Source organism: Pseudomonas sp. LAIL14HWK12:I10 (genome assembly GCF_900184205.1).
GTDB lineage: Bacteria > Pseudomonadota > Gammaproteobacteria > Pseudomonadales > Pseudomonadaceae > Aquipseudomonas > Aquipseudomonas kermanshahensis.
Genome location: NZ_FXWU01000006.1, coordinates 278,983 through 300,866, shown reverse-complemented (window position 1 = coordinate 300,866; position 21,884 = coordinate 278,983). Strand labels below are relative to the sequence as shown.

Sequence of the window (21,884 nt, the reverse complement as noted above, 5' to 3'; positions counted from 1 at the left end):
CTTTGCATAGTTACCGCAAACGCCTCGCCCTGCACTGGTGCAATCGCAGCTCCGGCCCTAGGAGCCTGCGATGCCAGATCTACCCTTTGCCAGCGATTCCACCGACGCCCTGATCGCCAGCCGTTTGCCTGCTTGGCTCACAGCGGCATCACTGGAGACCCTCTACGCCCTGCACGAAAGCCAGCGCTGGCAGCAGCAGGTGCAGCATGAGCTGCACGGTTTGCTGGCGCGGATCACGCCATTGGATGCGTTTGCCGCGCCGTTGCTGCAACACGCATTGCGGGAACAACACTCGCTGACACTCGATGTACGCCAGGCCACGCTGCGGCGCAGAACCTTGCAGCGCTTTCCGTCGTTCGTTGCCCAGATCCCAGATGGGGTCAAAACGCAGGTCTACCAGCACAGCCTGCTGCAGTCGGCGCTGCACAACTTCACCGAGGGCGAAACCCTCGCCACTGGGCTCATGCAGGGGAGTGCGGTATTGGACAGCGAGGGGCAAACTCTCGGGCTTTCGCCAAGGGCCTTCACCTTGCTGTGCCGCTCGCTCGACCTGGGTGGCCAATACCAGGCTTACCTGCGGGGGCAGTTGACCCCAGGCGGGGAGGCTGGCCGGCACATCGAAGCGTTGATGGAGGAGGGCTTTCGCGCAAGCCTGGAGGCTGCCCTGCGACAGTCGCTGGTCAATGGAGAGATTGTGGCGCATGCCTGTGAGCAGTGTGCGCCGCTGGTGGCCATGGTCGCGACAAAGTCAGCGATTGCCGGGTTCGAGCCGCGACAAATCAGGGTGTTTGGCCAGTGGGTGCGAGGGGCCGTGGCCTTTCAGGTCCGTCATGCTGGCCAGGACGGCGTGCTGTGTTGGATCCCCGATGACCCTCACGGCCCATTGACCTGGTTCGCCTCCTGGGACTCGCTGTTCCTAACGTTGGGCAAACAATTCCGCTTGCCGAAGTACGTCGAGTTCTTCCAGCGGTTCATCGGTGAGCGAGACCGAGAAGCCTACACGCGAGCCCTGGACAACGCGTTGAAACGTGCGGGCCAAAATGCACCTGTTCAGCTCGACGGCCGCCACGAGGCGATCGAGCTGCCGTTGTTCGAGCACTTGCGCAAGCAGCAGATCGATACCCTGCTGGACAACGCCAAAGTGCATGCCGTCCCCACCGCCGCTGTGGATGCCCAGGCGCGGGATCGGCGTTTGCACTTCTACCTGAGCTTTGCCCTCGATGCACTGGGCTTGGCGAGTTTCGCCTTACCGGTGCTGGCGTTGCCGTTGTTGGGCATCACAGCGCTGCAGGTGGCGGACGAGGTGTACGAGGGGTATGCCGATTGGCAGCTGGGTGACCGGCAGGGCGCACTGGAGCATGCCTATGCGGTGGCCGAGACCGTGATCATGACAGCCGCCAATGTCGGCGCGGGTGCAGCCTCGCATCGCTTGGCCCGTGCAGCCGTGGTCGATGAATGGGTCCCCGTGCTGGCAGGTCCGCACGGGTTGAAACTGTGCGACCCCGAGCTCCCCGGGTATGCCGTCGAGGGGCCAGGCGCTGTGGGGCAACTGACCGTGGCAGAGGGGCGAGAGTACCTGCGTACACCGGTAGCAAGGCACTTGACCGAGCTGGACGCTGAATCGCAGCAACGGCGCATACGCCACCCTGTCCACGCCGATGCCTATGCGCCCTTGCTTGAGGGCAATGATGCCGGCGGCTGGCAGCATGAACTCGAATGCCCCCACGAGTGGCAGGGGAGTGCTCAATTGTTGCGCGACCTGGGCCATGACCTGGCGCACCTCGATGACCAGGTGGCCCATAAAGTGTTGCGCGCAACCGGGCTCGACGAGGCCCGACTGCGCCGGCTGCATGTAGAGCACGCACCGCCCCCCGCGCGGCTGCTGGATGCCGTGCAGCGTTATCAACTGCATGACCAGTTGCCCTGGTTGCGGGACGAAGGCTTCGAGCGTCATCTGCAGGCGCAGCAAGCGCCCCCCCACGGTGGACGAAGCCCTGTTGCAGCGTGACTTCCCCGGGCTCACGGTAAGCGGGGCGCGGGAGATCATCGAGCACGCTACCGAGGCGCAGGTCGAGCACCTGCAAGCACGCCAGCGCGTACCACTGGCCTTGGCCGAACAGGCGCGCTGGTACCTGCGGGATGCGCGCCTGGACCGCGCCTGTGCCGGCCTGCTGCAAGCGGCAGCGCTCAATCGCGACAGCGAGCAACTGGCCTTGGCCTTGATTGCCGACCGGGCGCCCTGGCGAGCTGTACGCATAGAGCTGCGCAGCGGCACGCTGACCGGCGAGCGGACCGCCTGGGCGGGTGCCCAGGCCGCCACTGAAGTGCGCAGCGTGCTCAGAACTGCCAAGGGCTATCAAGCCTTGGATGCCTACGGGCGCCCCTTGCCCACGGCCAATGCCGAGGACAGCCTGTTCCAGGCGCTGTTGCTGCAGCTCGACCCGTGGCAGCGTCGGGCGCTGGGTGAAGCCAGCGAGTCCCCGCAGGCACTGGCCGATGCCTTGTCGAAGTGGGCCAGCGAGCATCGCGACAAGGCCGCCACCCTGCTCGGCATGGCGCCGGTCGGGCTGGGCTTTCGGCCACCGGTGCGGCTGGGCGATGGTCGCCTGGGCTACCCCCTGAGTGGGCGTGGCGAAAGCAGCAATCGCGCACTGCGCCGGGGTATTCAGCGGCTGTTCCCCGATTACGATGACAGCGCCCTTGAAGCCTTCACGAATACCGCCCGTGAGCAGGGGCTGACGCCCTGGAGCTACTACCTGCAACTGTGCGAAGCGCTGCGTGCACTGGATCAGGCGTTAGGGCGCTGGCGCCGGCAATCGTCCGGGCCGATACAGTTGATCAGGCGCACGCGCGTGGCACGGCGCATTCGGCATGCCTGGCAGCGACGCGTACGTGATGCCAGTGGCAACCCCATACTGGTCCTTGACGGCACACGGTTGGGCAGCCTGCCCGACCTTCCGCCGGCGGTGAATTTTGATCATGTGACCGCGTTGACGCTGCGCAACCTTGAGCTGACGGCGGTCAACGCCGATTTTCTCGCCCGCTTCCCGCGGCTGAGCCAACTGGACCTGTCGCGAAACCGGCTGACAGCCATACCCGATACCTCGCACATGGCGAACCTTGAATGGGTCGATCTCAGTCACAATCGCATCGTTGACGTCAGTGAGGCGCAGGCCGCCTTGCTGCGGGCCAACCCCGACAGCGTGCGTTTACACGGCAACCCGTTGTCTCCGGTTGCGCTTGAGCGTGTAAATGTTGCCCCGCCCGCGCCAGTCGTGGAAAGGGTAAATGAGCATGAACAGTGGTTCGAGGGGCTGAGCGAGGCGGAAGCCGCCCGTCGTCGCGGGCAATGGGAAGCGCTAAGCGCCGAAGCCGACAGCGATGCGTTCTTTGGGTACCTCGCAGAACTGCTGCACTCAGAAGACTTTACCCGGCAAGCGCAGGGTATGCGGCGTCGTGTCGGTGAATTGCTCAATGCCATGTTTCACCATACCCACGTGCGGCGTGCAGTGTTCGAGCAGGCCGCCATGCCGCGCGGGCGGGCCGACCTGGATGTGCTGATCGTGAGGCTGCAGGTCGCGCTGCGCACCGATGGCCTGCGAGGCCGGCGGGTCGAGCGTGAGTTACGCAACCTCGGCCGTGAGCTGTTTCGGCTCGATCAGGTCGACCGCTTTGCCGCGCGGCACATCGAACGCTTGCAAGGGCGGCCAGGCCAACTTGATCAGGACGAAATCTACTTGGCATTCCGGGTGGGGCTTGCAGAGCCGTTGAGCCTCTATGGCCAACCGACCTACCTGGACCTTCAGCACGTCGATACCGTAACGCTGGGGGACCTGGCCGAGGCCGAGGCTGCCGTACACCGGGCCGAGACGCCAGAGGCGCTCAGCCAGTTCCTGGTGCAGCAGACGTTCTGGCAGGACCACGTGCGGGTCGAATACAGCGCGCAGTTTGCAGCCATACGCCGCAGGTATGGTGCGCGTTTGGCCGCGCTGGTGCCAGAGCCGGGCCAGGACCATGCGCCAAGTGGGCCGGTCAATGCAATTGTTGCCCAGCGCAGGGAAGAGGAGCAGGTACTCACGCTGACCCTTGCGCGTGGCAACCCGTGGACCTGGTATCGGCTTGAACCCCCGCATGGGCCCGGTTCCCTTGCCTATGCGCATTTGTCGCGGCAGCTTGAACACAGCTTCGAGGCGTGGCGCGGGCAACCCAGTGAACCGGAATATGCTGCGCGGTCCTACATCGCCGGTGTGTTGCGCGAAGCCTGGCAGGCAAATTACCGAGATGAACTGCCGTCTTTGGGCTCATCCGTCGATGGGCTGGCAGTCAGTTCGCTTCCTGATCTGCCGGCCGGCATCCTGTTTGAACGCCTGCGCGCGTTGTCCCTGCGTAACCAGCAGATTGCCACACTGAGCGGCGACTTCCTGCGGCGCTTCCCCAACCTGGAGGATGTCGACCTCTCAGGCAATCAGCTCTCGGCCTTCGAGGGGCTTGAGCATTTGCCGCGCCTGCGCAGGTTGAATCTGGGGGGTAATCTGCTCGAGACCTTGGACGGCTTGGGCAATGCCAGGCAACTGACGGACCTGGACCTCAGTGGCAATCAGTTTGGCGAGTTGCCGGCCGGTATCGAGCAGTTGGAGCATCTGGCCAGTCTCGACCTTTCTTTCAATCAAATGGCTGTGCTGGATGACCGCGCAGGGCAACTGTCGAACCTTGAAAACCTGCAGCTGGGTGGCAACCTGCTGAGCGATGTGCCACGCAGCCTTGGCAACCTTGCCCGGCTAAGCATCCTGAACCTCAGTGCCAATCGGCTGACCCGCGTGCCGGAGCAACTGAATGGCCTCGGCCGCTTGACCCGTCTGGATTTGCGCGACAACGCGATTGTTTTGGACGCCCAAAGCGAGTTGCGACTGGAATGGTTCTCCCGGTTGCAAGTCCTGAGCCTGGAGGGTAACCCGTTGGGTATGGCGCCGAGGCTGCACTACAACGTGCAACTGCGCTATCTGTCATTACGCGCAACCGGCTTGCGCAGTGTGCCCCTGGCGTTGCTGCAGCGTCATCCCGACATGGTCGTGGACTTGCGTGGCAACCGTATCGCGGCATTGAGCGAGGAGGCACTCGGCTGGATAGAGGCGCATCCGGAGACTGTAAATCTTGAGCAGAACCACTTAAGCGAGGCGGTCATGGCGCGGGTGCGCAATGCGCTGGGGCGTCTGCAAGCCGAGTGGGCGCGGGCGGCAGAAGCGGGGGAGGTGAGCGTGACCAGGAAGCCACCGGGGCGCAGGGGCTGACGGGCGGCGGGTGAAGAGGGGTGTACAACAACGCCCCTGACCCGCCAGAGCGCGGGCCGGGGGCGATGAAGATCAGCGGCGGCGGAACAGCGGCAGCGGCTGGTCGGCGGCGGCCTGGTAGGTCACCGAGAAGTCCTTCAGGCTTTGCAGTGCGTCTTCCGGGTCCTTGTCGGCACGGATGGCAAACGCATCGAAGCCACAACGGGCCATGAAGAACAGCTGGTCGCGCAGCACGTCGCCTATGGCGCGCAGCTCACCGGTGAACTTGTAGCGGTCACGCAGCAGGCGCGCGTTGGAGTAACTGCGCCCGTCGGTGAAAGCCGGGAAGTTCAAGGCGATGACCTGGAAGTGCTGCACGTCTTCGCCGATCTCTTCCGCTTCTTCGTCGCTGTCCAGCCAGATACCCAGGCCGCCGTCGCGGGCCTTGAGCACGTGGGCATGGTCGCGCCACAGTTGCAGCGGGACGATGTAGTCGTCGCAGTTGGTCAACTCGTCGAACGACGTTTCCTTGGGCAGCAGGTGCCAGGTTTCGTCGACGATCTCGTTGTTCTTAATGATTCGCTGCATAGACGCGTTCCTTGAAGGGGTCGATGCCGATACGCTGGTAGGTGTCGATGAAACGCTCTTCCTCGGTACGCTGCTCTACGTACACGGCGATCAGCTTTTCAATCACATCGGCCATGGCGTCCTGGGCGAAGGATGGGCCGAGGATCTTGCCCAGGCTCGCGTCACGCGCAGCGTTGCCGCCGAGGGACACCTGGTAGAACTCCTCGCCTTTCTTGTCCACGCCGAGGATGCCGATGTGGCCCACGTGGTGGTGGCCGCAGGCGTTCATGCAACCGGAGATGTTCAGGTCGATCTCGCCGATGTCGAACAGGTAGTCCAGGTCGTCGAAACGGCGCTGGATGGATTCGGCGATCGGGATCGACTTGGCGTTGGCCAGCGAGCAGTAGTCACCGCCCGGGCAGCAGATGATGTCGGTCAGCAGGCCGATGTTCGGCGTGGCAAAGCCACCTTCGCGCAGCTCCAGCCACAGGGCGTGCAGCTGGCGCTGCTCAACGTCGGCGAGGATGATGTTCTGCTCGTGCGAGGTGCGCAGGAAGCCGAAGCTGTAGCGCTCAGCGAGGTCCGCCACGGCGTCCAGCTGCTTGTCGGTCAGGTCGCCAGGGGCAACGCCGGTGGGCTTGAGCGACAAGGTCACGGCCACATAGCCAGGGCGCTTGTGGGCGCGGGTGTTGCGCGAGCGCCAGCGGGCAAAACCTGGGGCTTCGGCGTCTTGGGCGCTGTAGTCGACGTTGTCCAGGGCCAGGTAGTCCGGGTCGACGAAGTGGCGCGAAACACGCTGTACTTCCTCTTCGGTCAGGGTGCTGTTGCCGCCGCGCAGGTGGACCATTTCGGCCTCGACCTTTTCGGCGAACACTTCAGGCGTCAGCGCCTTGACCAGGATCTTGATCCGCGCCTTGTACTTGTTGTCACGGCGACCGTAACGGTTGTACACGCGCAGGATGGCGTCCAGGTAGCTGATCAGGTCCTGCCAAGGCAGGAACTCGTTGATGAACGAGCCGACCACCGGGGTACGCCCCAGGCCGCCGCCAACCAGCACACGGAAGCCCAGCTCGCCCGCTGCGTTACGCACCGGCTCCAGGCCGATATCGTGCACTTCGATGGCCGCGCGGTCTTCTTTCGAGCCGTTGATGGCGATCTTGAACTTGCGCGGCAGGTAGGCGAATTCCGGGTGGAAGGTGGTCCACTGGCGGACAATCTCGCACCAAGGGCGCGGGTCGATGATTTCATCTGCGGCAACACCGGCGAACTGGTCGGTGGTGGTGTTGCGCAGGCAGTTGCCGCTGGTCTGGATCGCGTGCATCTGCACGGTGGCCAGCTCGGCGAGGATGTCTGGGATGTCTTCCAGCGCCGGCCAGTTGAACTGCACGTTCTGGCGGGTGGAAATGTGGGCGTAGCCCTTGTCGTAGTCGCGAGCGATCTTGGCCAGTGTGCGGACCTGGCGCGCGTTCAGCTGGCCATAAGGCACGGCGACACGCAGCATCGGGGCGAAACGTTGGATATAAAGGCCGTTCTGCAGGCGCAGAGGGCGGAATTCTTCTTCGCTCAGCTCCCCGGCCAGGTAGCGGCGGGTCTGATCACGGAACTGCTTGACGCGGTCCTCGATGATCCGCTGATCGTACTCGTCGTATACGTACATAAAAGTCCTGTCTCAGGCTGCATGCAGCTATTCGCGCGCACGGCCGCGCACTCCGGTTCGGAGCTGGGGAACGATATCAGAGTGTGTTTATGCGCTAAAGTGATGTTTTTGCATATGAAAAGAACCAAACGAACTAAGTGAGACTGACTGGCATTTGTTCGTCCGCGTGTGCCGTGGGTTTATACTCGCGGGTTTGTTGCAAGGGGTGTTACCGCATGCTCAAGGCGCTTTGCCAAAGCTTGTGCCTGAGCCTGCCGTTGGCAGCCAATGCGCAGGCTGCTTCCGTCGTGTTCCTTAACCCAGGCTTGTCCACCGAGACATTTTGGGTCAGTTATGCGCGCTTCATGCAGGCCGCGGCTGACGACCTGGGCATGACGCTGCGGGTCGAGTACAGCGAGCGCAATGCCGAGCGAACGCTGAGCCAGGCACGGGCGCTGCTCAAGGGCCCGCAGCGGCCGGACTATCTGGTGCTGGTCAACGAACAGTATGTGGCGCCGGAAATCATCCGCCTGTCGAAGGGGACCGGGGTCAAGCTGTTTCTGGTCAACAACGGGCTGACGGCCAGCCAGGCACAAAGCATCGAGGCGCAGCCCGAGAAGTACCCCCAGGTGCTGGGCACGCTGACCACCAACGACGAGCAGGCCGGTTACCTGATGCTGCACCAGATGGTTGCCTTGCTCCCGCGCACTGACGGGCCGGTGGACCTGGTGGCCTTCGCTGGGGTCAAAACCACACCGGCCTCGCAACAGCGTGAAGCGGGCATGCGCCGCGCATTGGCCGACTTCCCTCAGGTGCGCCTGCGCCAGGTGGTGTATGGCGGCTGGAGCCGTGAGCGCGCCTTCGAGCAGGCGCGTGTGTTGCTGCAGCGTTACCCGAACACCACGCTTGTGTGGTCGGCCAACGATGAGATGGCCTTCGGCGCCATGCAGGCATTCGAGGCGGCTGGGCGCATGCCAGGGCGCGATGCCGTGTTCAGCGCCGTCAACAGTTCGCCCGAGGCGTTGCGGGCGCGGGTCGACGGGCGCCTTGGGGTGTTGATGGGTGGGCACTTCACTTTGGGCGGCTGGGCCATGGTCATGCTGCACGACGATGCGCGCGGGCTGGTGGTCAATCGCGATGGCCTGCGTGAGCACAGCGTGCCCGCGCTGCAGTCGATTGATCAGGCAAAGGCGCGACGCTGGCTCAAGTTGCTCGAGCAGGCTGATCATGGTGTCGATTTTCAGCCCTACAGCGCTGAAGGGCGCCCGGCTGACTACACGTACCCGTTTCTGACCGCACCGATGGATTACTGAACGCATTGCCACTCGGCGGCGTTGGCGGGATGCAGGCCTTGCCAACGCCTGAGCATCGCCCGTCGCCGGACAAAAGACCTTGCTTGAGGAAAGGGCATTGCTCGTCTTAACTGCTGGAGGTGAAGTGCATTCCCATAACCACAACAAGAGGCAATGCAATGGGAAACTCAACCAAGGTCCGCAAAGCTGACAGCAGTGTCGATGCCTGGGCGATTCTTTGCTTGATCGTCCTGGTGGTGGTCACCGCCGTGTATTGGGTCAGCCACCAGTAGACTTCCATTCAGACCGTGATGCAGCCAAGACGCCTGCGGGAGGGATTCCCGCAGGCGTTTTCATGGGCTCAACGCGCGGTCAGGTGCATGGCCAATTGCACCAGGCCGATCAGTATCAGAATGAACAGCAGGGTGAACACGGTACCCATCGCAATGAAATGGCTGGCTTTGCCGTGGGTGAAATCGCGTGCGCGGTTCTTGCCGCTCTGCACACCGAAGGCGGCGGCGAGGATGCTGTGCAGCATTTGCCAGAAGGTGGGGGGCTTGCCTTGGCTTGAGTCGTCCATGGGGGCTCCTGGGTATTCGGAGGCAATCAGGGACAGTGTAGGCAATGGAAGGGGTGTTGGCTTTGCTGGCCTCTTCGCGGGCAAGCCCGCTCCCACAGGAGGGGCGAGCAAATCCCTGTAGGAGCGGGCTTGCCCGCGAAGAGGCCAGTCAGGCTAGAACGGTCTTAGCTGTCGTACCCAAGGTTCGGCGCCAACCAACGCTCACTCACGCTAACCTCCTGGCCTTTACGCGCGCTGTAGCTGTCGATCTGGTCCTTGTCGACCTTGCCCACGGCAAAGTACTGCGCCTGCGGGTGGGCAAAGTACCAGCCGCTGACCGCCGCCGCCGGGAACATCGCAAAGTGTTCGGTCAGGAACACGCCGCTTGGGCCTGTCTCGCCAATGGCCGTGCCGTCGAGCAGGCGGAACAGGGTTTCTTTCTCGGTGTGGTCCGGGCAGGCCGGGTAGCCGGGGGCAGGGCGGATGCCGCTGTACTGCTCCTTGATCAACGCTTCGTTGTCCAGGTGCTCGTCGCGGGCGTAACCCCAGTGCTCTTTACGCACCTGCTCGTGCAGCCATTCGGCGCAGGCTTCGGCCAGGCGGTCGGCCAAGGCCTTGACCATGATCGAGCTGTAGTCATCGCCCTTGTCCTGGTAGGCCTTGGCCACTTCCTCGGCGCCGATGCCCGCGGTGGTAATAAAGCCGCCGACGTAGTCGGTGACGCCGCTGTCTTTGGGTGCGACGAAGTCGGCCAGCGACCAATTTGGCTTGTTGTCAGGCTTGATGGTCTGCTGGCGCAGGTGGTGCAAGGTGGCCAGGGGCTGGCCGTCATCGCCATAGACCTCGATGTCGTCATCGGCGACCTGGTTGGCCGGCCAGAAGCCGAACACGGCGCGGGCACTGATCAGCTTCTCGTCGATCAGTTTGTCGAGCATCTCGCGGGCGTCCTTGTACAGCGACGTCGCGGCCTCGCCGACCACTTCGTCGGTGAGGATGCGCGGGAATTTGCCGGCCAGGTCCCAGGAGATGAAGAACGGCGTCCAGTCGATGTACTCGGCCAGGGTGCGCAGGTCGATGTCTTCCAGCACCTTGACGCCGGTAAAGGTGGGCACGGCTGGCTGGTAGCTTGCCCAGTCATACTGCGGTTTGGCCGCGATGGCCTTGGCGTAGCTCAGGCGCTCGGTGCGGGCACTGCGGTTGGCGGTGCGCTCGCGCACTTCGACGTAATCCTGGCGGGTCTTCTCGACGAAGCCGGGCTTGAGCTCCTTGGACAACAATTGGGTCGCGACGCCGACGGCGCGCGAAGCGTCGGTGACGTAGATCACCGCGTCGTTGCTGTACTTGGGTTCGATCTTCACCGCCGTGTGCGCCTTGGAGGTGGTCGCGCCCCCGATCATCAGCGGCAGGTTGAAACCCTGACGCTGCATTTCGCGGGCAACGTGGACCATCTCGTCCAGCGACGGGGTGATCAGGCCGGACAAGCCGATGATGTCGCATTTCTCGTCGCGTGCGGTCTGCAGGATTTTCTCGGCCGGCACCATCACGCCCAGGTCGACGATGTCGTAGCCGTTACAGCCCAGCACCACGCCGACGATGTTCTTGCCGATGTCGTGCACGTCGCCCTTGACCGTGGCCATCAGGATCTTGCCCTTGGCTTCGGGCTTGTCGCCTTTTTCGGCTTCGATGAACGGGATCAGGTGTGCCACGGCCTGCTTCATCACGCGCGCCGACTTGACCACCTGCGGCAAGAACATCTTGCCGGCACCGAACAGGTCGCCGACCACGTTCATGCCGCTCATCAGCGGGCCTTCGATGACTTCGATCGGGCGCGCGCACTGTTGGCGGCACTCCTCGGTGTCTTCGACGATGTGCGCGGTGATGCCTTTGACCAGGGCATGTTCCAGGCGTTTGCCGACCGGCAGCGAGCGCCAGGCTTCGTTTTCGACTTCCTTGGTGGCGCCGCCGCCTTTGTAGTCGTCGGCGATGGCCAGCAGGGCATCGGTGCCTTCCGGGGTGCGGTTGAGCACCACGTCCTCGACCTTGTTGCGCAGATCGGCCGGGATTTCGTCGTAGATTTCCAGCTGGCCGGCGTTGACGATACCCATGGTCAGGCCATTGCGGATGGCGTGGAACAGGAACACCGAGTGGATCGCTTCACGCACCGGGTTGTTGCCGCGGAACGAGAACGACACGTTGGACACACCACCCGAGCTCAAGGCGTGGGGCAGGTGGTCGCGGATGTAGGCGCAGGCTTCGATGAAGTCGACAGCGTAGTTGTTGTGTTCTTCGATGCCGGTGGCGACGGCGAAGATGTTCGGGTCGAAGATGATGTCTTCCGGCGGGAAGCCGACTTCGTTGACCAGGATGTCGTAGCTGCGCTTGCAGATTTCCTTCTTGCGCGCGGCGGTGTCGGCCTGGCCGACCTCGTCGAAGGCCATCACCACCACGGCGGCGCCGTAGCGCTTGCACAGGCGGGCGTGGTGCTTGAACTGCTCGACGCCTTCCTTCATGGAAATCGAGTTGACGATGCCCTTGCCCTGGATGCACTTGAGGCCCGCCTCGATCACTTCCCACTTAGAGGAGTCGATCATGATCGGCACGCGGGAGATGTCCGGCTCGCCAGCGATCATGTTGAGGAAGCGGACCATGGCGGCCTGGGAGTCGAGCATCCCTTCGTCCATGTTGATGTCGATCACCTGGGCGCCGGCCTCGACCTGTTGCAGGGCCACTTCCAGGGCTTCGGTGTAGTTCTCTTCGCGGATCAGCCGGGCGAACTTGGCGGAACCGGTGATGTTGGTGCGCTCGCCCACGTTGACGAACAGCGACTGGCGGTCGATGGTGAACGGCTCCAGACCCGACAGGCGGCAGGCCTTTGCGATCTCCGGGATCTCACGTGGCTTGTACTTGGCAACCGCCTCGGCGATGGCCTGGATGTGGCCTGGGGTGGTGCCGCAGCAGCCGCCGATGATGTTGAGGAAGCCGCTGGCAGCGAACTCCTCGACCACCGCGGCCATTTCGGCCGGGGTTTCGTCGTACTCACCGAAGGCGTTGGGCAGGCCGGCGTTGGGGTGCGCCGAGACGTGGGTGTCGGCCTTGGTCGACAGCTCTTCCAGGTACGGGCGCAGGTCCTTGGCGCCGAGGGCGCAGTTGAGGCCGACGGAAATCGGCTTGGCGTGGCGCACCGAGTTCCAGAAGGCTTCGGTGGTCTGGCCCGACAGGGTGCGGCCCGAGGCGTCGGTGATGGTGCCGGAGATCATGATCGGCAGTTCGACGTTGTCATCCTCGAACACCTGTTGCACGGCGAAGATCGCGGCCTTGGCGTTGAGGGTGTCGAAGATGGTTTCGATCAGGATCAGGTCAGCGCCGCCCTCGATCAGGCCGCGGGTGGCCTCGATGTAGTTTTCTACCAGTTCGTCGAAGGTGACGTTGCGGTAGCCGGGGTCGTTGACGTCCGGGGAAATCGAGCAGGTGCGGCTGGTCGGGCCCAGTACGCCGGCGACGAAGCGCGGTTTGTCCGGCGTCTCCAGGGTCTTGGCGTCGGCCACCTGGCGGGCGATGCGCGCGCCTTCGACGTTCAGCTCGTAGACCAGCGACTCCATGCCGTAGTCGGCCTGGGAAATCTGCGTGGCGTTGAAGGTGTTGGTTTCGAGAATATCGGCGCCAGCGTCCAGGTAGGCTTTCTCGATCGCGGCGATGACATCGGGGCGGCTAAGCAGCAACAAGTCGTTGTTACCTTTCACATCGCTTGGCCAATCGGCAAAGCGCGTGCCACGATAGTCGTGTTCCTCGAGGCGATAACTTTGGATCATAGTACCCATGCCGCCGTCGAGGATCAGGATGCGCTCTTTGAGTGCGTGCTGGAGTGCTTGGAGACGAGCGCTGCGGTCGGACATAGGAACTACCTGGTCGGGCGAATATCAGAAGGTGCCGAATCATAACAAAGCTGCGCGGTTTTTAGGCGCACTGCCCATTTGCATGAATTTAGCTCATGTTGGCACGCAAGCACCCAAGGACGACCAGGCAATCGTGATGGCTTTCAAGAACCAGGACTTTCCGCACATGGTGCATCGTTGTATTCGTGCTTGGGCGGGCGTTTTCGCCTTGCTCATCAGTGGCGCGACCTTCGGGCAGGCTGCCCAATCGAGCCCGGCTATTTCCTACACCCGGGATATCCAGCCGATTTTCACCGAGAAGTGCGTGGCCTGCCATGCCTGCAACGATGCGGCCTGCCAGCTCAAGCTGGAAAGCCCAGAGGGCGCGGTGCGGGGAGCGACCAAGGTGCCGGTGTACCAAGGTGACCGCAGCGCGGCGGTGCCGACTACGCGGCTGTTCTACGACGCCCACAGCGAGGGCGAGTGGCGCAAGAAGGGCTTCTACTCGGTGCTCGACGGCCAGGGCAGCCAGGCCGCGCTGATGGCGCGCATGCTCGAGCTGGGGCACAAGACGCCGCTTACGCCCAATGCCAAGCTGCCCGAGGACATCGTTCTGGGCATCAACCGCAACAACATGTGCCCTTTGCCCCATGAGTTCGACGCCTACGCCGGCGCGCACCCCAAAGAAGGCATGCCACTGGCGGTCACCGGCCTGACCGACCAGGAGTACACCACCCTGCAACGCTGGCTGGCGGCTGGCGCGCCGGTGGAGTACCAGCCGATTCAGCCGAGTGCGGTCGAGGCCAAGCAGATCGCCGACTGGGAAGAGCTGCTCAACCGCCCGGGTTCGACCGAGGCGCTGGTTGGCCGTTGGCTTTATGAGCACCTGTTCCTTGCGCACATCTACTTCGTCGGCGGCGAGCAGGGCCACTTCTTCCAGTGGGTGCGTTCCCGCACGCCCAGTGGCCAGCCGGTCGACGTGATCGCGACCCGACGCCCCAACGACCCGCCAGGCACCGACTTCTACTACCGGCTGATGCCGGTGCAGGGTGTGATCGTGCACAAGACGCACATCACCTACCCAATGGGGCCGCAGAAGCTCAAGCGGGTCAAGCAACTGTTCTACGCGGGTGACTGGCATGCCTCCGCGCTGCCAGGCTATGGCCCGCGCCACCGGGCCAACCCGTTCGAGACCTTCGAGGCGATCCCGGCGGTGGCGCGTTACCAGTTCATGCTGGATAACGCCGAGTACTTCGTGCGCACCTTCATCCGTGGCCCGGTGTGCCGTGGGCAGATTGCAACCGACGTGATCCGCGACAACTTCTGGGCGCTGTTCCAGGAGCCGGCCCACGACCGCTACATCACCGATGCCCAGTACCGTGGCGAGGCCACGCCGCTGCTGGCCATGCCGGGCCAGATCGACGACGTGGGCAGTGTGCTGGGCCTCTGGCATGCCTACCGCGACAAGCGCAACGAATACGAAAAACTGCGTCGCGAAGCCTATGCCGAAATGCCGGCGCCGGGTTGGTCGACGCTGTGGGCCGGTAACGACAATGCACTGCTGAGCATCTTCCGTCACTTCGACAGCGCCTCGGTGACCAAGGGCCTGATCGGGGATGTGCCGCTCACCGTGTGGCTGTTCGACTACCCCTTGTTCGAGCGCACCTACTACCAATTGGCCGTCAACTTCGATGTGTTCGGCAACGTTTCGCACCAGTTGCAGACCCGCCTGTACTTCGACCTGATCCGCAATGGCGCCGAGGTCAACTTCCTGCGCCTGATGCCGGCCGACCAGCGTGGCGCGATCCTCAGCGACTGGTATCAGAACAGCGGCAAGGTGAAGATGTGGCTCGATTACGAGGACATCGACACTGACACCCCAAGTGGTATCAAGCTGGACCCGGCGAACCCAAAACGCGACTTCGGGCTCAAGCTGGTGCAGCGTACCGGCAGCCTGAATGCGGCACCTGACCCGATCAACCGCTGCCAGGGGGCTTACTGCTCGCGGCCGCAGATGAACGAAGCGTTCCGCAATGTCGAGCAGTCGCTCAGCCGCCTGGTGTCGCGCCCGGCTGCCGGGCTCAAGGTCATCAACCAGCTGCCTGAGGCGACGATGCTGCGTATCGAAGGGCAGGGCGGCCAGCGCCAGGTGTACAGCCTGCTGCGCAACCGTGCGCACAGCAACGTTGCCTTCCTACTGGGTGAGGCCTACCGCTATCAGCCTGGGCTGGACACCCTGACCTTGTACCCGGGCGTGCTCAGCAGCTACCCGAACTTCATCTTCAACATTCCGGCCGAGGACGTGCCCGAGTTTGTCGAGGACATGGAGTATGCGCGTGATGATGCTGGCAAATTCGAGCGCATCGTCATGCGCTGGGGCGTGCGCCGCAGCCATCCGCAGTTCTGGCAGTACTTCCATGACCTCAATAGCTACATCAAGGAGACCCAGCCGGTGGAAGCGGGTGTGCTGGACATGAACCGCTACGAGAACCTCTGATCGGTCAACCTGACCTTTCCGAAACAACTGCGGTCGGAAAGGTTGGGTGGTCTTGATCGATTGCAGGGGGGCTGCTTTGCAGCCCTTCGCGGGTGAACCCGCTCCCACAGGGATAGCGCTGGCCTCTTGACCGGTGCAGTACCTGTGGGAGCGGGTTTACCCGCGAACGAGCGCGTAGCGCTCGCCTCTGCATTCGGCCAGCGGCCTCAATGCACCGGCAATCGCAGGGTATTTCATGCTGTATTCGCTTCAGGCACTGCGGGCGTTCGCCGCCTGGGTGGTGGTCTGCCACCATTTCATGCAGATCTTCTTCGACTTCAAGGCCAGCGGGCCCATCGGCCAACTGCTCACCGACCGGGGCGCTGTCGGCGTCGACATCTTCTTCGTCATCAGCGGCCTGGTTATCTACCTCTCCACCCGCGACAAAGCCATCGAACCCCGCCAGTTCCTGCTCAACCGGGTGCTGCGCATCGTCCCGGCGTACTGGTTCTACACCTTGGTCATGGCGGGCCTGCTGCTGGCGGCCAGCCGCTGGATGCCGCACCAGGAATTCGACTGGCACCACCTGCTGTTGTCGCTGCTGTTCGTGCCTGCGGAAAACCCCGGCGGGTATGGCCTCTATCCGACCTTGAACGTGGGCTGGACGCTGAACTTCGAGATGTTCTTCTACCTGCTCTTCGGCCTGGCATTCCTGGTCCGCCAGCGCCATCAGTTGCTGCTGGTCACCGTCGCGCTGCTGCTGGTGAGTGAAGTGCTGGGGCGGCTGGGTGTGCTCAGCCGCTTCTACAACAATGACATCATTTATGAGTTCCTGCTCGGCATCGGCCTGGGTGTGCTGTATCGGCGCGGTGTGATCCGCCAGGGCATCTGGACGCCCCTGGCGTTGCTCGCGGTGGCGGGGTATGCCATCTACCACCTCGACGCCTCCCAGCGCCTGCTGCACTGGGGCCTGCCGAGCGCGCTGGTGGTGCTGGCCTTTGTCTCCCTGGAGCCGTTGTTCGCGGGTAACCGGCTGCTCAAGGCGCTGGGCGACTGTTCGTATTCGGTCTACCTGATTCACGTGCTGGTGCTGTATGCCGGCTGGTTCGCCAGCCAGCGGCTGCACCTGAACCCGTACCTGGTGTTTGCGCTGTGCGTGCCGTCCATTGGACTAATGTCGTGGTTCAGCTACCAGTGGCTGGAGCGCGGCCTGTACCGGCGAATGCAGGCCTGGCTGGCGGCGCCACGGGGGCAGGCGCCGGCGTATGCGCTTTCCCGAGTCAAATACTAGGACTTTGTACAAGGGCCAGGTTGGCGTACACTTGGCCGCAAGTCTGTGAGGAACTTCCATGAGCGCTATAACCATTACCGACGCCGCCCATGATTACCTGGCCGATCTGCTCTCCAAGCAGAATACGCCCGGCATCGGCATCCGCATTTTCATCACCCAGCCAGGCACTCAGTACGCAGAGACGTGCATTGCCTACTGCAAGCCGGGCGAAGAGAAGCCTGACGACACCGCCGTGGGTCTGAAGAGCTTCACCGCTTACCTCGATGCAGTCAGCGTACCTTTCCTGGAAGACGCGCTGGTCGATTACGCCACCGACCGCATGGGCGGCCAGCTGACCATCAAGGCGCCGAACGCCAAGGTGCCGATGGTCAACGAAGACAGCCCGATCAACGAGCGTATCAACTACTACCTGCAGACCGAGATCAACCCGGGCCTGGCCAGCCATGGCGGCCAGGTAAGCTTGGTGGACGTGGTCGACGACGGCATCGCTGTGCTGCAGTTCGGCGGCGGTTGCCAGGGCTGCGGCCAGGCCGACGTGACCCTGAAGGAAGGCATCGAGCGCACCCTGCTCGAGCGTATTCCGGAGCTCAAAGGTGTGCGCGACGTGACCGACCACACCCAGAAGGAAAACGCGTACTACTGATACCAGGGTTCGCCGCTTCCTTAGCAACAAACTGTTACGAGTTCAACCCCTGCGACAACAGGCCGCAGCCCGTATTCAAAGGGCTGCAGGCCATCTGCGCCTTCGTCGGGTAGAAGCACTTGGGGTGTCATGTAAGAATGCCCCGGTTTTTCGGCTGGCCCGTCCCAAGGGCCGGTACCTTTCCTGTAAAGGATGGCCTGTAAAGGATAGTTCCATGAATGATCTGTATACCCGGCGCGCGGTTGTCGCCGGGATGGGCGTTCTCGGGCTTGGCCTGCTGGCTGGTTGCAGCCCGGCCCGGGGTCTTGAGTTCAAGTACGGCAAGAACATGAGCAACGAAATCCTTGGGCGCAAGTTCAACCTCAAGGACCCCCAAGGCAACCCGCGTACCCTGTCGAGTTTCTACGGCAGCATGCCGATGATTTTCTTCGGCTTCACCCAGTGCCCGGCGGTCTGCCCGACCACGCTGGCGCGGGCGGCGCAAATCAGGCAGTTGCTCAGGGGCCGCGACCGTGACTTGTTCCAGGTGGTATTCATCACCCTGGACCCGGAGCGCGACACCCCCGAAGTGCTCGACGCCTACGTCAAAGCGTTCGACCCCTCGTTCACCGCGCTGACGGGCACCCCCGAAGAAATCGCCGAGGTGGCCAAAGAGTTCAAGGTGTTCTACGAGAAGGTCCCGGCCGGTGATACCTACACCATCTCTCATTCGTCCACCAGCTACGTTTACGATACGCGTGGCACCCTGCGCCTGAGCCTGGGCCATTCCCTGAATGCCAAGGAATGCGCTGAAGACTTGGTCACCCTGATGGAGATTTGCTAATGGCTGTTTCACTGCAACCGATCAAGCGCGGCCTGGCCGCCATCGCCCTGCTGGGCCTTGCCCTACCAGCCCTGGCCCAGACCACCGTGAGTGATGCCTGGGTCCGCGCCAGCGTGCCGCACCAGCAGTCCACCGGTGCCTTCATGACCCTCACGGCCAGCAGCGACAGCAAGCTGGTTGGCGTTGAATCGCCTGTGGCAAAGACCGTGCAAGTGCATGAAATGACCATGAACGGCGACGTGATGGGCATGCGCGAGGTCAAGGCCGTCGAGTTGCCGGCTGGCAAAGCAGTCACCCTGGACCCGAACGGCCTGCACGTGATGCTGATGGGGTTGAACCAGCAGGTGAAAGAAGGCGAGCAGGTGCCACTGACCCTGGTCATCGAAGATGCCAAGGGCGGCAAGGAAAAGCTGCAGGTGCAAGCGCCAGTGCGTCCGCTCAACGCCGAGGCAGGCGGTGGGCATGACCACATGCACATGAAACACTGATTCATCTGGGGCCGCGCATAGCGGCCCCAATTCATTCAGCTACGAAAACGCGGCAATGGCCTGTCGAGGGTCAGCGAGGTCAAGGTCTTGCGTACCTGGGCTTCGTCGGCCTCCAGGGCCTTTAGACTCGCGCGGATCTTGCCGGCGGCGGGCACATCGCCCTGCCGGTCGATCCAGTCGGCAATCTCCTTGCAGGCACTGCTCAGGCAGGCCTGACGCTGGTTCATCAGCGATATGAGGGTGGTGAGCTCTCTTTCGGACATGGCAGGATCCTCCAATTCAGCCCTGTCAGTGTAGCAGTGGCCAGCAAGCTTGCCTGGGGCCGGGTGTCGCAGGGCGTCAGCTTGGCAGGCAGGCGCTGCGGTATGCGCCTGGGGTTACCCCATAGGCCTGCTTGAACTGCCGGCTCAAGTGGCTCTGGTCGGCAAACCCAAGCGCAAACGCCACCTCCGAAGCCGCCTGGCCGCGTTTCAAAAACTCACGGGCACGGGCCAGGCGCCGTTGCTTGAGCCAGGCATGGGGCGGCAGGCCGGTGGCCTGGCGAAACACCCGGGCGAAGTGGAAGGGTGACAGGTTGACCGCCGCCGCCAGGGCTTCAAGCGATGGCGGGTCGGCCAGCTGGCTCTCCAGCAGTTCACGGGCGCGGGCCACTGCCTGCGGCTCATGGCCCGGTGCAGCGGGTTCGGCGCATTGCCCATGGCGTTGCACCAGGGCCAGCACGGCATGGCGCCAGGCAGTCTGCTGTTCCAGGGCACTGGCTGCGCCTTCGGATAACTGGTGCAGCTGGCTGAAGGCGAGCGCCAGGGCCGGGTCCTGGATCACACTGTCCTTGAAGGTGGGCATGCCGTGGCGGCCCAGTTCCAGCTCCTCCAGCACACCCGTTACCCGCTCATGTTCTGGGTAGAAACCGCGGTAGCGCCAGCCGGCTTCGTGGGCCGTGGCGCCGGTGTGCAGTTCGTCGGGGTTGATCAACACCATGCTGCCCACCGGGGCCAGGTGTTCACTGCCACGATGCCAAAAGCGCTGGGCGCCCGACTCGATCACGGTGAACACGTAGCCTTCATGCACGTGCGGGGCGAAGCGCTGTTGAAAATACCGCGCGTGCAGCATTTCGACGTCGCCCAGCGCCGGCGCCTGCCACAGGTGCGTCTGCTCGCGCAGGGGCGTGGTCATGCCAGCCAGCTGCGCAGGAGGAAGAAGATCAACATGCTCACCAGCATGCTCAGCAACACACTGCGGGTCAACAGCACCAAGGCGACGGCCACCACCGAGCCCAGCAGATAAGGGTTGAGCAGGCTCAGGTTCAACTGGTGGTCAGGCATGAAAATGATCGGCCCGCAGATGGCGGTGAGCATGCCCGGCACCGCGAAGCCCAGAAACTGGCGGGCATTGGAACTCAGGCGCAAGGGCAGGCGTGGTTCAAGAAACGCATAGCGATTGAGAAACACGATGGCGCCCATGGCGAAAATCAGTAACCAGGTCATGCGCGGCCTCCAAAGCACTTTTGGCAAATGAAGCCGGCGCCCATGCCGAGCAGGCCCGCGGCCACCAGGGCAGTTTCCCAGTGCCAGGCACTGAACAGGACCGAGCAGAACAGCGACACGGCCACGCACACCACCGTGGCCAGGTTGCGCACCAGTGGCGCGATCAGGGCGACGAAGGTGGCGACAATCGAGAAGTCCAGGCCCAACTGGTCGAGGTGCGGGATGTTCTGGCCAAGGACGATGCCTGCCAAGGTGAACAGGTTCCAGGCGATGTAGAAGGTCAGGCCCACGCCTAGCGCATACCAGCGATTGAACTGCTGCTGGTCATAATGGCTGGTCAGGGCAAAGAACTCGTCGGTCAGCAAAAAGCCCAGGCCCAACCGCCAGCGCAGCGGCTGGTTCGACAGCAACGGGCGCATGGACAGGCCGTACAGCAGGTGCTGCGATGTCAGCAGCAAGGTGGTGAGCAGGATCGACGCCAGGTTGGCGCCGCCCTTGAGCATGCCGATTGCCACCAGTTGTGCGGCACCGGCAAAGACGATGGCCGACAGCCCCTGGCCTTGCCAGGCGCTGAGGTTGGCCTCGATGGCCATGGAGCCGGCCAGCAGGCCCCAGGGGGCGACGGCCAGGGAAAGCGGGAGGATGGCGATGGCGCCATGAACAAAGGCTTGGCGAGCGATGTGTGGGCTGTGGGGCATGGTGGCTGCAACGCGTGTACTCGGTTGGGCAGCATGCCAGAGTGAAGCGGGCCATGGCTTGAACGATCTTGCTGGTTTGTCGACTGGCCGCTATCGATGGCTGGTCAACCAGCGCTGCGCAGTCGAGCATCCGTTGATGTCCACGGCCTTCTGCAGCAAGGCTTGCCGATGCCCTGGGTCAAGGTCGGCCAACACCCGGTACACCTCGGCCTGGTAGTCACGCTGGCGCCCCCACTGCATGTTCAGGCCTTGCGGCTGGCTGCGGTTGCAGGCCAGTCGTGGGGTGGGCTGTGGGTAGTAGGGGGCGTATTGGGGGGCCATGCTTGGGATCGCCTCCAGCGCAGCGCGATAGTCTGCGCTGGCGTTGTAGGGCGGGCACCAGGTGGCAATGGCCGGCGCCGGGGGGGCGAAGCCTTGCTTGAGGCTCGCCTCCAGCAAAGGGCAGGCAGCGTCCGGGATCTGGGCCACCGGCAGGTAGGTCATGTAGTACAACGCCAGCCGGTACTGGGCCACGGGGTGGCCAAGCTCCACCGACTTTTTCAGCAGTGCCACGGCGGTGGGCAAGGTGTGCGCCAGGGCCTGGCCCTGGCGGGTGAGCTCCGGGTCGCTGCCCACTGCAGTGCGCAGCGAGCTGGCGCCGTCGTCCTGGCTGTCGGCCTGCTCGAGCAAGGGCAGGGCCTGGCGGTAGAGCAAGTCGGCATGAGGGTCGATGCGCACGTCGAGCGCTTGCGCGGCCAGTGGCATCAAGGCGATCACCAGCGGCGACAGGGTTGCCACACGACTCACAG

17 protein-coding genes are annotated in these 21,884 nt (G+C 63.4%); 8 read left to right on the top strand and 9 right to left on the bottom strand.

Features of this window, described 5'->3' with window-relative positions:
• The first annotated feature begins 70 nt into the window (after positions 1-70).
• Entirely contained in the window at positions 71-2,008 is a 1,938-nt protein-coding gene (locus tag QOS90_RS15950; protein ID WP_256577394.1) for a dermonecrotic toxin domain-containing protein, read from the top strand.
• Positions 1,983-5,288 (top strand): NEL-type E3 ubiquitin ligase domain-containing protein, encoded by a 3,306-nt coding sequence (locus QOS90_RS15945; RefSeq protein ID WP_256577395.1) that lies wholly within the window; start codon positions 1,983-1,985, stop codon positions 5,286-5,288. The genes QOS90_RS15950 and QOS90_RS15945 overlap by 26 nt, the downstream gene beginning before the upstream one ends.
• Positions 5,289-5,360: 72 nt before the next feature.
• On the opposite strand, the gene QOS90_RS15940 is transcribed toward QOS90_RS15945, so the two are convergent.
• A complete protein-coding gene (locus tag QOS90_RS15940) occupies positions 5,361-5,855 on the bottom strand; it encodes a DUF934 domain-containing protein (RefSeq protein WP_027593883.1) in 495 nt (164 codons plus the stop codon).
• Positions 5,839-7,491 (bottom strand): nitrite/sulfite reductase, encoded by a 1,653-nt coding sequence (locus tag QOS90_RS15935; RefSeq protein ID WP_027593882.1) that lies wholly within the window; start codon positions 7,489-7,491, stop codon positions 5,839-5,841. Before QOS90_RS15935 ends, QOS90_RS15940 begins: the two co-directional genes overlap by 17 nt.
• A 215-nt stretch (positions 7,492-7,706) precedes the next feature.
• Between QOS90_RS15935 and QOS90_RS15930 the strand changes: the two genes are divergently transcribed.
• Positions 7,707-8,783, top strand: coding sequence for an ABC transporter substrate-binding protein (locus QOS90_RS15930; protein WP_085273247.1), 1,077 nt, complete (start codon positions 7,707-7,709; stop codon positions 8,781-8,783).
• 340 nt (positions 8,784-9,123) lie between these two features.
• On the opposite strand, the gene QOS90_RS15925 is transcribed toward QOS90_RS15930, so the two are convergent.
• Positions 9,124-9,342: a DUF2970 domain-containing protein gene (locus tag QOS90_RS15925; RefSeq protein ID WP_085273248.1), complete on the bottom strand. Its 219-nt coding sequence runs from the start codon at positions 9,340-9,342 to the stop codon at positions 9,124-9,126.
• 164 nt (positions 9,343-9,506) lie between these two features.
• The gene (metH, locus tag QOS90_RS15920; protein ID WP_027593879.1) at positions 9,507-13,214 is read right to left on the bottom strand and encodes a methionine synthase; all 3,708 of its coding nucleotides are present in this window, start codon (positions 13,212-13,214) and stop codon (positions 9,507-9,509) included.
• Between the two features lie 136 nt (positions 13,215-13,350).
• On the opposite strand from metH, the gene QOS90_RS15915 reads away from it, so the two are divergent.
• From QOS90_RS15915 to QOS90_RS15895, 5 genes are all read left to right on the top strand, one after another.
• Positions 13,351-15,690, top strand: a complete 2,340-nt coding sequence (locus QOS90_RS15915) for a fatty acid cis/trans isomerase (protein ID WP_371918139.1) — start codon at positions 13,351-13,353, stop codon at positions 15,688-15,690.
• Positions 15,691-15,925: 235 nt separating this feature from the next.
• Entirely contained in the window at positions 15,926-16,960 is a 1,035-nt protein-coding gene (locus QOS90_RS15910) for an acyltransferase family protein (protein ID WP_027593877.1), read from the top strand.
• Positions 16,961-17,018: 58 nt separating this feature from the next.
• Positions 17,019-17,603 (top strand): Fe-S biogenesis protein NfuA, encoded by a 585-nt coding sequence (gene nfuA, locus QOS90_RS15905; RefSeq protein WP_012271640.1) that lies wholly within the window; start codon positions 17,019-17,021, stop codon positions 17,601-17,603.
• A gap of 214 nt (positions 17,604-17,817) precedes the next feature.
• Complete coding sequence (locus tag QOS90_RS15900; protein WP_027593876.1) at positions 17,818-18,426, top strand: SCO family protein; 609 nt, start codon at positions 17,818-17,820, stop codon at positions 18,424-18,426.
• Positions 18,426-18,914, top strand: a complete 489-nt coding sequence (locus QOS90_RS15895) for a copper chaperone PCu(A)C (RefSeq protein WP_085273249.1) — start codon at positions 18,426-18,428, stop codon at positions 18,912-18,914. Before QOS90_RS15900 ends, QOS90_RS15895 begins: the two co-directional genes overlap by 1 nt.
• A 35-nt stretch (positions 18,915-18,949) precedes the next feature.
• Here the strand turns inward: QOS90_RS15895 and QOS90_RS15890 are convergent, their stop codons facing one another.
• From QOS90_RS15890 to QOS90_RS15870, 5 genes are all read right to left on the bottom strand, one after another.
• Positions 18,950-19,177 carry a hypothetical protein gene (locus QOS90_RS15890; RefSeq protein ID WP_027593874.1) on the bottom strand — a complete coding sequence of 76 codons (228 nt, stop codon included), beginning with the start codon at positions 19,175-19,177 and terminating at the stop codon, positions 18,950-18,952.
• 76 nt (positions 19,178-19,253) lie between these two features.
• Entirely contained in the window at positions 19,254-20,087 is an 834-nt protein-coding gene (locus QOS90_RS15885; RefSeq protein ID WP_085273250.1) for an AraC family transcriptional regulator, read from the bottom strand.
• Positions 20,084-20,398, bottom strand: a complete 315-nt coding sequence (locus QOS90_RS15880; protein ID WP_027593872.1) for an AzlD domain-containing protein — start codon at positions 20,396-20,398, stop codon at positions 20,084-20,086. Before QOS90_RS15880 ends, QOS90_RS15885 begins: the two co-directional genes overlap by 4 nt.
• Positions 20,395-21,096 (bottom strand): AzlC family ABC transporter permease, encoded by a 702-nt coding sequence (locus QOS90_RS15875; RefSeq protein ID WP_085273251.1) that lies wholly within the window; start codon positions 21,094-21,096, stop codon positions 20,395-20,397. Before QOS90_RS15875 ends, QOS90_RS15880 begins: the two co-directional genes overlap by 4 nt.
• Positions 21,097-21,186: 90 nt before the next feature.
• Positions 21,187-21,882, bottom strand: coding sequence for an SEL1-like repeat protein (locus QOS90_RS15870; protein WP_085273252.1), 696 nt, complete (start codon positions 21,880-21,882; stop codon positions 21,187-21,189).
• Positions 21,883-21,884 lie beyond the last annotated feature (2 nt).

Bases quoted from the DNA above. Each gene is read 5' to 3' on its own strand.
- metH (WP_027593879.1), bottom strand. From the start codon at position 13,214: ATGTCCGACCGCAGCGCTCGTCTCCAAGCACTCCAGCACGCACTCAAA.
- QOS90_RS15910 (WP_027593877.1), top strand. From the start codon at position 15,926: ATGCTGTATTCGCTTCAGGCACTGCGGGCGTTCGCCGCCTGGGTGGTG.
- QOS90_RS15925 (WP_085273248.1), bottom strand. From the start codon at position 9,342: ATGGACGACTCAAGCCAAGGCAAGCCCCCCACCTTCTGGCAAATGCTG.
- QOS90_RS15950 (WP_256577394.1), top strand. From the start codon at position 71: ATGCCAGATCTACCCTTTGCCAGCGATTCCACCGACGCCCTGATCGCC.
- nfuA (WP_012271640.1), top strand. From the start codon at position 17,019: ATGAGCGCTATAACCATTACCGACGCCGCCCATGATTACCTGGCCGAT.
- QOS90_RS15940 (WP_027593883.1), bottom strand. From the start codon at position 5,855: ATGCAGCGAATCATTAAGAACAACGAGATCGTCGACGAAACCTGGCAC.
- QOS90_RS15875 (WP_085273251.1), bottom strand. From the start codon at position 21,096: ATGCCCCACAGCCCACACATCGCTCGCCAAGCCTTTGTTCATGGCGCC.
- QOS90_RS15900 (WP_027593876.1), top strand. From the start codon at position 17,818: ATGAATGATCTGTATACCCGGCGCGCGGTTGTCGCCGGGATGGGCGTT.
- QOS90_RS15885 (WP_085273250.1), bottom strand. From the start codon at position 20,087: ATGACCACGCCCCTGCGCGAGCAGACGCACCTGTGGCAGGCGCCGGCG.
- QOS90_RS15890 (WP_027593874.1), bottom strand. From the start codon at position 19,177: ATGTCCGAAAGAGAGCTCACCACCCTCATATCGCTGATGAACCAGCGT.
- QOS90_RS15915 (WP_371918139.1), top strand. From the start codon at position 13,351: ATGGCTTTCAAGAACCAGGACTTTCCGCACATGGTGCATCGTTGTATT.
- QOS90_RS15895 (WP_085273249.1), top strand. From the start codon at position 18,426: ATGGCTGTTTCACTGCAACCGATCAAGCGCGGCCTGGCCGCCATCGCC.
- QOS90_RS15930 (WP_085273247.1), top strand. From the start codon at position 7,707: ATGCTCAAGGCGCTTTGCCAAAGCTTGTGCCTGAGCCTGCCGTTGGCA.
- QOS90_RS15935 (WP_027593882.1), bottom strand. From the start codon at position 7,491: ATGTACGTATACGACGAGTACGATCAGCGGATCATCGAGGACCGCGTC.
- QOS90_RS15880 (WP_027593872.1), bottom strand. From the start codon at position 20,398: ATGACCTGGTTACTGATTTTCGCCATGGGCGCCATCGTGTTTCTCAAT.